Below are 12,971 nucleotides of genomic sequence, written 5' to 3'. Positions count from 1 at the left end.
TACCGCCGGGGGGCAGGAATGGGAGCGCAGCGGACATAGCGGCCCTGCCGCAATGTCGCCCCTCCTTGCTCTCCTGCTCCGGGCGCATGTACATTCTTTGACCCTGCCTGTTTGTTTTCGTCTCATGCGCCCCGCATTGCGGATGAAATATGAAGCATAGGCCATTCCTATGGATCGAGGATCCGGGATAGGATAAGATTTCCTGTTGTTGAGCGGGTTTGCCGCGATCCGGGTGGCTTTGTTCCCCCTGTGGCAAGTGCCTCCGGAGGCCATTTCCGGCTTCCCGCGGTTCAGCGGTGGATGGACTCCTGTGGATTTCCGTGTATGTGTCAGCCGTCTCCACGCGGCGCATGCCGGGAGGAGCCATCCCACCCGCTTTGCAACCCATAAGCACCAAGAGATCCCATGTCAGAAGAAGCCTCACGCTGTCCCGTTGACCATTCCGCCGCTGCCGCCCCGAAGGGCAAATGCCCTTTCAGCCATTCGCCCTCCAAGGGTACCTCCAACCGCGACTGGTGGCCGAATTCCCTCCGCCTCGACCTCCTCAACCAGCATTCGGCGAAGTCCGATCCCATGGGCGGAGACTTCGACTATGCGGAGGAGTTCAAGAAGCTGGACTACGCCGCGCTGAAAGCGGATCTCGCGGCGCTGATGACGGATTCCCAGGACTGGTGGCCCGCGGACTTCGGCCACTACGGCGGCCTCTTCATCCGCATGGCGTGGCACAGCGCGGGAACGTACCGTACCGGCGACGGCCGTGGCGGTGGTGGCCGCGGGCAGCAGCGCTTCGCCCCGCTCAACAGTTGGCCGGACAACGTCAGCCTCGACAAGGCCCGCCGCCTTCTCTGGCCGATCAAGCAGAAATACGGCCGCAAGATTTCCTGGGCGGACCTCTATATCCTCACCGGCAACGTGGCGCTGGAAACCATGGGCTTCAAAACCTTCGGCTTCGCCGGTGGCCGTGCGGATACCTGGGAACCGGACCAGGACGTCTATTGGGGCCGCGAAACCACCTGGCTTGGCGGCGACAAGCGCTATGCCCACGGTTCCGAAGGCGTGGAAAAGGAAGGCGGCGTGCTCGTTTCCGATGACGATGCGGACGGCGACATTCACTCCCGCAAACTGGAGAACCCGCTCGCTGCGGTGCAGATGGGCCTCATCTACGTGAACCCGGAAGGCCCGGACGGCAACCCGGACCCGGTGAAGGCCGCCTACGACATCCGTGACACTTTCGGCCGCATGGCCATGAATGACGAGGAGACGGTGGCACTCATCGCCGGTGGCCACACCTTCGGCAAGACCCACGGTGCCGGTCCGGCGGACAATGTCGGCGCGGAGCCGGAGGCGGCCAGCCTCGCGGACCAGGGCTTCGGCTGGAAGAACAGCTTCGGCACGGGCAAGGGCGGGGATACCATCACCTCCGGTCTGGAGGTCACCTGGACCAGCACCCCGACGAAGTGGAGCAACAACTTCTTCTGGAACCTCTTCGGCTACGAATGGGAGCTGACGAAGAGTCCTGCGGGCGCGCAGCAGTGGGTCGCCAAAGGGGCGGGCGCCACCATTCCGCACGCGCATGATCCGTCCAAAAAGCTGGTGCCGATGATGCTCACCACGGACCTCGCCCTGCGCTTCGATCCGGAATACGAGAAAATCTCCCGACGCTTCCTGGAGAATCCGGACCAGTTCGCGGACGCCTTCGCCCGCGCCTGGTTCAAGCTCACCCACCGGGACATGGGACCACGTTCCCGCTACCTGGGTCCGGAGGTTCCCGCGGAGGAACTCATCTGGCAGGACCCCATTCCGGCTGCTGCTGAGCCTTTGGTCGGGGACAAAGACATCGCCGCGCTGAAAGCGAAGATCGCGGACTCCGGCCTCACCGTTTCGGAGTTGGTATCCACCGCTTGGGCCTCCGCCTCGACTTTCCGCGGATCGGACAAACGCGGCGGTGCCAACGGTGCCCGCATCTGTCTTTCCCCGCAGAAGGACTGGGCGGTCAACCAACCGGAGCAGCTTTCCAAGGTGCTCGGTGTGCTGGAGGGGATCCGGAGTGACTTCAGCGCCGGAGGAAAGTCTGTCTCGCTCGCGGACCTCATCGTGCTGGCTGGAAATGTCGGCGTGGAGAAAGCCGCGCAGGCCGCCGGTCATGAGGTCACCGTGCCTTTCACGCCCGGTCGTGGTGATGCCACGCAGGAGCAGACCGATGTCGAATCGTTCGAGGTTCTGGAGCCGTATGCCGATGGTTTCCGCAACTATCAGAAGCAGAAATACGCCGTCTCCGCCGAGGAACTGCTGATCGACCGCGCGCAACTCCTGACCCTCACCGCTCCGGAGCTGACCGTGCTCATCGGAGGTCTTCGCGTTCTCGGTGCGAATGCTCCGGGGGATGCCAATGGTGTTTTCACTGACAGGCCGGGTGCCCTCACCAACGACTTCTTCGTCAATCTGCTCGACATGGCCACGGCCTGGAGTCCGACCAGCCCTGATGAGGACACCTTCCATGGCCGCGACCGTAAAACCGGCGCACCGAAATGGACCGGCACCCGTGTCGATCTGGTCTTCGGTTCCCACGCCGTGCTGCGGGCGCTGGCGGAGGTCTATGCCACCGCCGATGCGCAGGAGAAGTTCGTCAAAGACTTCGTCGCCGCCTGGGCAAAGGTGATGGAACTGGATCGCTTCGATCTGGCGTGATCTGACGCTGTCCTTCCCACGCCCCGGACCTTTCGAGGTTCGGGGCGTTTTTGCGTTCCGTGGAACGTGGAGACGAACAAGCTTGCCGCTTGCTCCCCGGGCCGTCATGGGCACACTCGGGGCAGTGAATTCGGCACCCCTTGGCATTTTCGATTCCGGCGTCGGCGGATTGACGGTCGTGCGGGCCGTCCAGGAGCTTCTTCCTTCGGAAGATATTCTCTATCTGGGGGATACGGCGCGCCTGCCCTATGGATCGAAAAGTCCCGAAACCATCCGCCAGTTCGCGGATGAGGATGTCCGCTTCCTGATCAGCAAGGGGGTGAAGGCGGTGGTGGTGGCCTGCAACACGGCGACGGCCCACGCGCTGCCGCAACTGCACCAGCAATACCGTGTGCCCATCATCGGCGTGATCCAGCCGGGGGTGGAGGCGGTTCTGGAGGACGATGGGGCGGCCCGGATCGGGATCATCGCCACCCGTGGCACCATCCGCTCCCACGCCTACCAGCATGCGCTGGCGCAGAAACGCACCGGCCTGCTGATCCATGGGCAGGCGGCCCCGCTGCTGGTCCCGCTGGTCGAGGAAAACTGGATCGACCATCCGGCGACCCGCGAGGTGCTGAAAACCTACCTGAACCCGCTGATCGACCGCGGCATCGACACGCTCATGTTGGCCTGCACGCATTATCCGCTGCTGATCCCCGTGTTGAAAGACCTCCTCCCGGGGGATGTGAGGCTGGTCGATTCCGCCACCACCTGTGCGGAGCATCTGAAGCAGGAGCTGACGCGGCTGGAACTGCTGGCCTCCCGCGAACGGGAGGGAAGCCTGGAACTCCACCTGACCGACCTTTCCGAGCAGTTCGAAGATCTCGCGCGTCAATTCCTGAAGAAATCGCCTGGCCGGATCCACCGCGCGGTCTTGGGTCCGTAACCGATTCGCTCTTGTTTAAAGCCTCGGAATCTGAGCTACTCCGCGCCCCGACCCCTTATATGAAACTTTTTGGAACCGATGGCATCCGTGGCAGGGCAAATGAATTCCCGATCACGGCGGAAGTGGCCCTGCGCGTGGGCAAGGCCGTGGCGCGGGTGATGCGGACGTCCGGGACGAACCGCAACCGGGTGCTGGTGGGCAAGGACACCCGCATCTCCGGCTACATGCTGGAAACCGCCCTCACCAGCGGGCTGGTTTCCATGGGGATGGACGTGCTGCTGGTCGGTCCGCTGCCTACCCCGGCGGTGGCCCACCTGATCAAGTCGATGGGCGCGACCGCGGGCATCATGCTCACGGCCTCCCACAATCCCTACGAGGACAACGGGTTGAAGATTTTCGGGCCGGACGGCTACAAGCTTTCCGACGAGCTGGAGGCCATCATCGAGCGCCACATTCTCGGCGACGAGCCGGAGGCGAGCCCGTTGCCCGCCGCCCAGATCGGCAAGGCGAAGCGCATCGACGACGCCCGCGGCCGCTACATCGAGTTCGCCAAGCACACCGCGGACAACATCTCCCTGCACGGCATGAAGATCGTGCTCGATTGCGGAAACGGCGCGGCCTACTCGATCGCGCCGCTGATTTTCCGGGAACTCGGGGCGGAGGTGATCACCACCGGCATCGACCCGGACGGTCTCAACATCAACGACGGCTGCGGCGCCCTTTATCCCGGAACCGCCGGCGACCTGGTCCGACTGCACAACGCCGACCTCGGTGTGTCCTTCGACGGGGATGCGGACCGCGTCATCTTCACGGACGCGAACGGGCAGGTGGTGACCGGTGACCGGGTGCTGGCGCTGTGCGCGATCGGCCTCAAGGAACAAGGACGCCTGAAGAAAGATACCCTCGTCGCCACGGTGATGAGCAACCTCGGTCTGATCGAGGCGATGAAGAAGCAGGGCATCAAGGTGGAGACCACCGCGGTGGGTGACCGCAACGTCATCGAGTGCATCCGGAAGAACGGTTATTCGTTCGGCGGCGAGAACTCGGGCCACTTGATTTTCGCGGATCACTCGACGACCGGTGACGGCATCATGAGCGCGCTGCAGATCATCCGCCTGATGAAGGAGCGCAACGCGACCATGGCCCAGCTTTCCTCGGTGATGACCGAGTATCCGACCCAACTGGTGAACCTGCCGACCAAGGCGAAGCCCGCCATCGGTTCGCTCAAAAAACTCAACGCTCTGATGGATGAGGCCACGGGGGACTTCGGTGACCAGGGACGCCACCTCATCCGCTACTCCGGAACGGAAAACAAGATCCGCGTGCTTGTGGAGCACCGCGACGCGGAGCAGGTGGAGCGCTGGGTTTCCAGGTTCACGGACGCGATCAAGGAGGAGATCGGATGAGCGGCGGAACGTGTGCACCACTTTCCCTGACCAGGGAGATCGAGGAATATCCCATCGGCAACATCCCGCTGAAGCGGCACCAGGCGGACGCACTGACTGCCGCCGGGCTGGAGGGAAAACTTACCGTCCATCCACACGCTTGGCTTTCCGCGGCGGATCTCACCCAGCTCGCCGAATCCCACCGCACCACCTTGTGCGATGAGGCCGGCGAAGCGCTGGCCTGGATCGGTGCTGAGCCTGACATGCACTCCGCCTTGCAGGGCGCAGCCTCTTTCCTGATCCGCTATCCGTGGGACCTGCTGCGCGCGAACGAGCAATTTGTCGGCGCGCTTTGCGAAGACCGCATTGAAGGCGAGGTCCACCCGCTCGCGGTCATCGAAGGACGGATCCAACTCGGCAAGGGCAGCCGGATCCTACCGGGCGTCTTCATCGAGGGCAACGTGATCATCGGCGAGAACTGCAAGGTCGGCCCGAACTGCTACCTGCGCGGCAACACCTCCGTCGGTGACAAGTGCCACATCGGCCAATCCGTGGAGATCAAGAACTGCTTGATCCTTTCAAAGACGAATGTCGGGCACCTTTCCTATGTCGGGGACTCCGTACTCGGGGAGAGTGTCAACTTCGGTGCCGGCACCACCACCTCCAACCTCCGTCATGACGGAGGCAACCATACCTCCCGCGTGGACGGCAAAATGGTCGATACCGGCCGCCGGAAATTCGGTACCATCGTGGGCGACGGTGTGCACACCGGCATCAACACTTCCATCTATCCTGGCCGGAAACTTTGGCCGAAAACCAGCACGCTTCCGGGCGAGATCGTCCGCAAGGATGTGCTGAAATCCTTATTCTGAACCATTTCTCATCATGTGTGGCATTGTCGGATACATCGGAAAGGCGGACGCCGCCTCCGTCCTCATCAACGGCCTGCGCCGTCTGGAATACCGTGGCTATGACTCCGCCGGTCTGGCGATCCTGGACGACGACCGGGTGATGGTCACCAAGGCTCCGGGCAAGGTCGCCATCCTCAAGGACAAGACCCGTATCTCATGGACGCCGGAACTGATGCAGCGCGCGAGCATCGGTATCGCCCACACCCGCTGGGCGACCCACGGCCCGCCCACCGAGGCCAACGCCCACCCGCACCTCGACCAGTCGGAGGAAATCGCACTGGTCCACAACGGCATCATCGAGAACTACCGCGCGTTGCGTGCCCGCCTGGAGGGGAAGGGGCACCATTTCTACTCGGAGACGGACACCGAGGTGCTGGCACATCTCATCGGCGACTGTGACAAGGGCGACCTGTTCCAGGCCGTGACGGACGCGCTCCACCAGGTGGAGGGGACCTTCGGCATCGCCGTGCTGTCGGCCCGGGAGCCGGACCGCATCATCACCGCCCGCCGTGGCAGCCCGATCGTGATTGGCGTGGGTGATGGCGAGACGATCATCGCGTCGGACGCCTCCGCCATCGTCGCCCACACCAAGCGGGTGATCTACCTGGATGACAATGACATCGCCATCGTCACCGGAGACTCCGTGGAGATCCGTGACCTCAACAACGTGCCGGTGACGCGGGAGATCGCGGAACTGGGCATCGACGCCGCAGCGGCGGAGAAGGGCGGTTTCGAACATTTCATGCTCAAGGAAATCCACGAGCAACCGGACGCGCTCTCCAACACCATCCGCGGACGCCTGGATCTGGACATCGGCTCGGCCGTGCTTTCCGGCATGGCAACCTCGCCGCGTGAACTGGCGGAGCTGAGCCGCGTGGTGCTCGTCGGCTGCGGCACCTCCCTGCACGCCGGTCTGGTCGGCGAATATGCCTTCGAGGACATGGCGGATGTGCATGCCGAAGTGGAGCAGGCGGCGGAATTCCGCTACCGGAACCCGCTGCTGGGCAGCCGCGACTTCGTGGTGGCCATTTCCCAATCCGGGGAAACCGCGGACACGCTGGCGGCGGTGCGCGAGGCACGCCAGAAAGGCGCGTTCGTGATGAGCCTCTGCAACGTGGTGGGCTCCACCATCGCCCGTGAGACGGGGCGCGGGGTGTATCTCCACGCCGGTCCGGAAATCTCCGTGGCATCGACCAAGGCATTCACCTCCCAGGTGGCGGTGCTGCTGATGATGGCGCTCAAGCTTGGCCGTGGTCGCCGCGTTTCCCGTGACGAAGGCATCCGCTTCGCCCGTGAGATCGAGTCGATCCCGTCGCTCGTCAGCAAGGTCATCGCGCAGAGCGACCGCATCGAGGCGATTGCCAAGGAATACAGCGCGAACGAGCATGCTTTCTTCATCGGCCGTGGCCCGATGTATCCGGTGGCGCTGGAAGGCGCGCTGAAGCTCAAGGAAATCTCCTACATCCACGCGGAGGGTTACCACGCGGCGGAGCTCAAGCACGGACCGATCGCCCTCCTCCAGGAAGGCACTCCGGTGATCGCGCTGGCAGTGGACATCCCCGGCAAGGACAAAACCCTTGGCAACGTCGAGGAGTGCCGCGCGCGCGGTGCGAAGATTCTCGGCATCATCAGCGAAGGCGACCATGAAACCGCAGAGGCCATGGACGACTACATCGCCATCCCACGCACCCATCCGCTGGTCTCCACGGTGCCCGCCGTGGTGGCGCTGCAGTTGTTCTCCTACTTCGTCGCGAAACACCGCGGCTGCGAGATTGACCAGCCGCGGAACCTGGCGAAGAGCGTGACGGTGGAGTGATCCGAATGACAGGGATGCCATTCCATGGCGTCCGGCGGGGAAGATCCCCATCATCCCGGCATCCCGCATCTGGTTGTAAGCAAACCAAGTGGAGTTTCCTCTGGACGGGCGGGCCGCCGATGTGATGGATGATTGGTTCCTATGGAACCCGGCATGTCGCGCACCTTCATCTTGAAGGCGACCTTTGGTTTGGTCGGAGCGTCTGCCTTGTTTCTGGGAATCGCCCTGCTGCCGGGGAGCCTGGAGGGGATCTACCGACAAGGTCCCGCTTGTATGTGTGATTCCATCCACTTCTCGGATTATCGGGATGGCAGAATTATTCTCTATGGCACCGGACATCCTCCCGCCGAGATATTCTGCCGCTACGAAACCGACGAGAACAACGTGTCCACCATCCACTTGCTGGCACAGAAAGAGGGGGGAGCGGAAACGCCGTTGCTGAAAGCTTATCCCAGCCTGTTGTTCACCCGCTTTGTGAGCATTGAGGATGGAACGACCCGTTGGGATTGGAAATGGCCTGCTTTCGGCGAGGTCGCGAAAGCGCTGAAAGAACAGGAAATCACCTCCTCAAAACTGAGAGACGATGGGGCGTTGGTGACGACCTACCATGATCGTTCGTTGAATCCGATCAGAAGTGAGACGAGGCTACCACGGTTTCCGGCGAGGGGCGTGACGGCGGAGTGAACCCGGCTGGCGGGGTGCCATGCCGGGATTGCTCACAGATCCCCCAGCATCCCCTTCAGGTTCCCGAAGAAATTGTCCAACTCTTCGGTGCTGGCTTCCGCGCCGAGGATGTCGTCGTAGCTGGTGTGATCGAGGAAGTCATCGTCCAGTTCGGGGATGAAGGAACTGACCTGACAGTGGGTCTCCTGACCGTATTTCATCCGCTTGGAGCAGTAGGTCATGGTGAGATTGTCCTGGGCGCGGGTGATGCCCACGTAGAGCAGACGGCGTTCCTCGTCCTTCGTGCCTTCCACGATGCTCCGGGAGTGGGGGAGGAAGCCTTCCTCCAGACCGACGAGGAACACGATGGGGAACTCCAGCCCTTTCGAGGCGTGCATGGTGATGAGGGTCGCCCCCTGCTTCTTCTCCAGATCGTCATCCTCACGTTCGGAGGCGAGGGCGGATTCATCGAGGAAAGCCTGCAGTTTCTTGCCCTTCTCCGTGTGTTTGCGGAGGCTGTCGATGACATTGAAAATGCCTTCCCCGCGCTGCTGGCGTTCGCTCTCCGTCTTGCAGCCGCGCTCGATCCACTGGAGATATTCCATTTCCTTGAGCATGCCCTCCAGCACCACTGAGGGTGGCTCCTTGGCGATTTCGATCCGGTTCTTCGCGCCCGCGATGAGGGCGACGAATTCCTGGATGGCGGTGCGTGACTTCGGGCCGAGGGTATCGAGGAAATACGGATCGCACAGCGCCTGCCAGACGGACTGGTTGTTCTCGCGGCTCCAGTCCGTGGCGAGCACGGCGGTGGTCTGGCCGATGCCCCGGTTCGGCGAGTTGATGACCCGCAGCAGCGGCACATCCGCATCCGGTGAGGCAAGCAACTGCACGTAGGCGAGCACATCGCGCACCTCCCGGCGGTCGTAGAAACTCTGCGCTCCCACCATCCGGTAGGGGATCTTCCGCTCGCGGAGGGCCAGTTCCAGCTTCCGGCTCTGGCTGTTGGTGCGGAAGAGGACGGCGAAGTCCTCCCAGTTCCGTCCGACCGCGCCTTTCCCGGCAAGGATTTCCTCGGCGATGAACTCCGCCTCCTCCTCGTCTCCGGGCATGGCTACCACGCGCACATTGTCCCCGCCCATACGGGTGGAGCGGAGGATCTTCTCACGCCGGCCCGTGTTGTGCCGGATCAGGCTGTTCGCGGTGTGGAGGATGGCGTGGCTGGAGCGGTAGTTTTCCTCCAGGCGGATGATCTTCGGGTCCGGGAAGAATCTCTCGAACTGGAGGATGTTCGCGGACTCCGCGCCCCGGAAGCCATAGATGGACTGGTCGTCGTCACCCACCACGCAGACATGGTAGGGATCTCCGACGAGCTGCTGGAGGAGCTGCATCTGGAGCGCGTTGGTGTCCTGGAACTCATCGACCGTGACACGGGTGTAGGTCCGGCGGAAGTGGGAGCGGACGTCCTCGTGCTCGCGCAGGATCTGCTCGGCCAGGAGCAGGAGGTCGTCGAAATCGACGGCGTTCTGGGCGCGCAGCTCGTTGTTGTAGGCGACGGCGAGACTGGCGAAGAAATCATCCTGCAGGTCTGCCGGATCGAGACCCTTGTTCTTCGCGTTGGAAATGGCGGATAGCACCGCGTCCGGCTTCACCTTTTCATCGGTGCCGCCCATGCGGACGAGCAACTGTTTCATGATGCCGACCTGGTCCGAATGGGAGCAGATCGAGAAGTTCTTCTTGTAGCCCAGCTTGTCGATGCCGCCGCGGAGAATGCGCACACAGAGGGAGTGGAAGGTGCAGACGGTCATCGCGTTCGCCGCCTTCTTCGACACCATGCCGCCGATCCGCTCGCGCATCTCGCTGGCCGCTTTGTTGGTGAAGGTCACCGCGAGGATCTCATCAGCGGGGATCTTCCGCTCCAGCATGTGGGCGATGCGGCACGTCACCGTGCGGGTTTTCCCCGTCCCGGCACCAGCAAGGATGAGCACGGGGCCATCCAGCGCGCCGACAGCTTGGCGTTGGGCGAGGTTGAGGGAATCGAAGGAAAAAGCGGAAGCCATCGGCGGGGCGGAGATGGAAGCCGGGAAGAGGACGGATGACAATAGCGGGCTCCGGGCAATCTCTGTCCCCGGATGAAACGAGGTTTAATGTTCTTGCATAAATGCGTGGAATAGCTTTGTGACTAGGCAGTTCCCCCGGTAGGCAAGTTGGGGGCTAAACCCGGATACCCATGAAAAGCCCGTTGAGTCTTTCCCTGTTGTCGGCGTCATTTTTGCTGATCCCGTTCCGTTCGGAGGCCGCCAGCATCGCTTTTCCGTTCACGGCAGGCAGTCTCGTTCCGGTCCTGACAAATGTCCCTCCGGAAGTGACGGTTTCCAATTTGAGCATCGGCGGCGGGCTCAATCTCAGCGGAAACCCGGATGCCCTGCGCTTTGAAGGGAACGATACCGGAACCGCGACGGGTACGGCGCTCACCAACGGCCAGTATCTTTCCTTCAGCATCACCATCGCATCCGGAACGGCGATCAATCTGGTTTCGCTGACCTCGGATTACATCAGCACGGTCGCGGCTGGCAGTTACTCGAATGCCCGCGTCTATAGTTCGATCCACGGATATGGCGATGTGACCGCTGACACCATCGGAATCCTGGGCAAACCCCAGAATGCCTCTTCGTCCGGGACGAATGTCCTGAGTTTCACCAATCCCGCCTCGAACTCGACGGTAGGGGCAAACATGGCGGTGGCAGCGGGGGATTTCATGAATCTGACCAACCGGACGGTGACGTTCTATATCCCTTGGGTCGATAACGGCGGCGGCACCGCCTACACCGATCTGGACAATCTCACGCTTACCTTTGATGTCGTTCCGGAGCCGTCCCATGTCCTCCTCGGCGGATTGGGGCTGATCCCGCTGTTGCGCCGCCGCCGGCCGGCCTGACGGGAAAGGATTTTTCGACCGGAACATCATGTGTTCATCGTATTTTCCCCGGCTGGCGATTTGCGCCGCCCTTGCGGCCGGCGTTCTGCCGGAAGCTTCCGGCGGAACCGCCCGCTTCGCGTTCACGGAAGGTTCCCTCTCTCCTGTTCTCACGGACCTCCCTGCGGGGGTCACCGTTTCCGATCTGAACATCGGCGGCGGCCTCGATCTCAGCGGGAATCCGGACGCCCTGCGCTTCGAGGGCGGTGATACCCAGAACCTGACCGGCACGGCGCTCGCCGACGGGAAATATCTTTCCTTCAGCATCACCATTGCTGCGGGAACAGCGATCAATCTGGTGTCACTGACGGCGGATTACAACAGCACGGTCGTGGCGGCCAGCTATTCGAATGCCCGCGTCTATAGCTCGATCGACGGTTACGACGATGTGACGGCCGACACCATCGGGATCATCGGTAAAACCCAGAATGCCTCTTCGTCCGGGACGAATGTCCTGAGTTTCACCAATCCCGCGTCGAACACCACGGTCGGGGGAAACATCACGGCGGGGGATTTCGTGAATCTGACCGACCGGACGGTGACCTTCTACTTTCCGTGGGTGGATACCGGCGGTGCCGCCGCCTACACGGACCTGGACAACCTGACGCTCAATTTCACCGATGCCACGGCCCCGGCCGCCGGAGCGCTGAAGGTCACGGACTTCAGGGTGGTGGATGGGGATGCCTCCATTTCATTCGATACGGACGTGGGTGGTGACTATTCCGTGCTGGCATCCGGCGATCTGACCGGCCCCCTTTACCGGAAACGATGGGGCATCAGGGCGTCGGTCGGGCAATCCATCGGAGGGGTGAGGACTTTCAACATGGGCCCGATCATCTCTGTTCCTCGGCAATTTTTCGTGGTGACGGAGGGAATCACCCACCCTGTCGCCCGGATCATGCCGGTGGGGGACTCCATCACCGAGGGATCGACCGGCTCGTTTTACAGTTACCGCGGCCCGCTGTACGACAAGCTGAGGGCCGCCGGATTTCATTTCGGGTTCGTGGGGACCCGGACGCAGGAGAGGGCCTACACCAGTCCGCTGTATGGGCCGGTCACGCTCAACCATCTGGGGCAGGGCGGCGCGAATGCGGAGGCAGTGAGGAACAACCTCGCGGCGGCCTTCCCGGGAAATCCCGCGGACATCGTCCTCATCCACTCCGGCCATAATTTCGACCTGGCCGATTTTTCCGAATCCACGATCATCACCAGGGTGGAGAACGCGACCCGTGCGATGATCTCCACCTGTCGCTCGGTGAACCCGGGCGTGAAGATCCTGCTCGCCCAGGTGATCACGAGCCCGAAGATTTCCGAGAAGAATCCGGCGGTCGTGAAGTATGGCTATATACCCGTGCTCAACCTCCGTCTCGCGGAAGTGGCGGCGGAACTCGACACGGCGTCCAGTCCCGTCATCATCGTGAATCAGGCGGAGGGCTGGAACACCCAGACGGATGCGATCCACGATCAGGTCCACCCTAGCCAGGCGGGGGCGGAAAAGATGGCGGTGAAGTGGTTCAACGCGCTTTCAGCGCTTTTGGAGTGAAATTTCAGAAAATCGAACCACTTTTGGCTTGTCACGGGCCGGTGGTCCCATAGGTTGCCCGCC

Annotated in this window: 9 protein-coding genes; 8 read left to right on the top strand and 1 reads right to left on the bottom strand. The window is 62.4% G+C overall.

From position 1 onward, the window contains the following. The first annotated feature begins 405 nt into the window (after positions 1–405). The 6 genes from katG (at position 406) to KF712_17055 (ending at position 8,412) form a co-directional block, all read left to right on the top strand. Positions 406–2,688 carry a catalase/peroxidase HPI gene (katG, locus tag KF712_17080; protein MBX3742701.1) on the top strand — a complete coding sequence of 761 codons (2,283 nt, stop codon included), beginning with the start codon at positions 406–408 and terminating at the stop codon, positions 2,686–2,688. A 106-nt stretch (positions 2,689–2,794) separates the two neighbouring features. Further along, positions 2,795–3,616 (top strand): glutamate racemase, encoded by an 822-nt coding sequence (locus tag KF712_17075; protein ID MBX3742700.1) that lies wholly within the window; start codon positions 2,795–2,797, stop codon positions 3,614–3,616. 59 nt (positions 3,617–3,675) lie between these two features. Further along, on the top strand, positions 3,676–5,022 hold the full coding sequence (locus tag KF712_17070) for a phosphoglucosamine mutase (GenBank protein ID MBX3742699.1): 1,347 nt from the start codon (positions 3,676–3,678) through the stop codon (positions 5,020–5,022). Continuing rightward, positions 5,019–5,873 (top strand): hypothetical protein, encoded by an 855-nt coding sequence (locus tag KF712_17065; protein ID MBX3742698.1) that lies wholly within the window; start codon positions 5,019–5,021, stop codon positions 5,871–5,873. The genes KF712_17070 and KF712_17065 overlap by 4 nt, the downstream gene beginning before the upstream one ends. 13 nt (positions 5,874–5,886) lie before the next feature. Continuing rightward, positions 5,887–7,728, top strand: coding sequence for a glutamine--fructose-6-phosphate transaminase (isomerizing) (glmS, locus tag KF712_17060; GenBank protein ID MBX3742697.1), 1,842 nt, complete (start codon positions 5,887–5,889; stop codon positions 7,726–7,728). A gap of 153 nt (positions 7,729–7,881) precedes the next feature. Continuing rightward, positions 7,882–8,412 (top strand): hypothetical protein, encoded by a 531-nt coding sequence (locus KF712_17055; protein MBX3742696.1) that lies wholly within the window; start codon positions 7,882–7,884, stop codon positions 8,410–8,412. Positions 8,413–8,444: 32 nt separating this feature from the next. Here the strand turns inward: KF712_17055 and KF712_17050 are convergent, their stop codons facing one another. Then, complete coding sequence (locus tag KF712_17050) at positions 8,445–10,448, bottom strand: UvrD-helicase domain-containing protein (GenBank protein MBX3742695.1); 2,004 nt, start codon at positions 10,446–10,448, stop codon at positions 8,445–8,447. Between the two features lie 170 nt (positions 10,449–10,618). Here KF712_17050 and KF712_17045 point away from each other — a divergent pair, with 170 nt between their 5' ends. Together KF712_17045 and KF712_17040 are read left to right on the top strand one after the other, a co-directional pair. After that, on the top strand, positions 10,619–11,326 hold the full coding sequence (locus KF712_17045) for a hypothetical protein (GenBank protein MBX3742694.1): 708 nt from the start codon (positions 10,619–10,621) through the stop codon (positions 11,324–11,326). 28 nt (positions 11,327–11,354) lie between these two features. Next, positions 11,355–12,908 (top strand): hypothetical protein, encoded by a 1,554-nt coding sequence (locus KF712_17040; GenBank protein MBX3742693.1) that lies wholly within the window; start codon positions 11,355–11,357, stop codon positions 12,906–12,908. Positions 12,909–12,971 lie beyond the last annotated feature (63 nt).

This window comes from Akkermansiaceae bacterium, assembly GCA_019634595.1.
Classification (GTDB): Bacteria; Verrucomicrobiota; Verrucomicrobiia; order Verrucomicrobiales; family Akkermansiaceae; genus Luteolibacter.
The sequence above is the reverse complement of the archived record's forward strand: the minus strand, read 5'-3'. Positions and strand labels throughout refer to the sequence as shown.

Excerpts from the sequence above, each read along its gene's own strand:
- KF712_17075 (MBX3742700.1), top strand. The coding sequence starts at position 2,795 with ATGGGCACACTCGGGGCAGTGAATTCGGCACCCCTTGGCATTTTCGAT.
- KF712_17055 (MBX3742696.1), top strand. The coding sequence starts at position 7,882 with ATGTCGCGCACCTTCATCTTGAAGGCGACCTTTGGTTTGGTCGGAGCG.
- KF712_17050 (MBX3742695.1), bottom strand. The coding sequence starts at position 10,448 with ATGGCTTCCGCTTTTTCCTTCGATTCCCTCAACCTCGCCCAACGCCAA.
- katG (MBX3742701.1), top strand. The coding sequence starts at position 406 with ATGTCAGAAGAAGCCTCACGCTGTCCCGTTGACCATTCCGCCGCTGCC.
- KF712_17065 (MBX3742698.1), top strand. The coding sequence starts at position 5,019 with ATGAGCGGCGGAACGTGTGCACCACTTTCCCTGACCAGGGAGATCGAG.
- glmS (MBX3742697.1), top strand. The coding sequence starts at position 5,887 with ATGTGTGGCATTGTCGGATACATCGGAAAGGCGGACGCCGCCTCCGTC.
- KF712_17040 (MBX3742693.1), top strand. The coding sequence starts at position 11,355 with ATGTGTTCATCGTATTTTCCCCGGCTGGCGATTTGCGCCGCCCTTGCG.
- KF712_17070 (MBX3742699.1), top strand. The coding sequence starts at position 3,676 with ATGAAACTTTTTGGAACCGATGGCATCCGTGGCAGGGCAAATGAATTC.
- KF712_17045 (MBX3742694.1), top strand. The coding sequence starts at position 10,619 with ATGAAAAGCCCGTTGAGTCTTTCCCTGTTGTCGGCGTCATTTTTGCTG.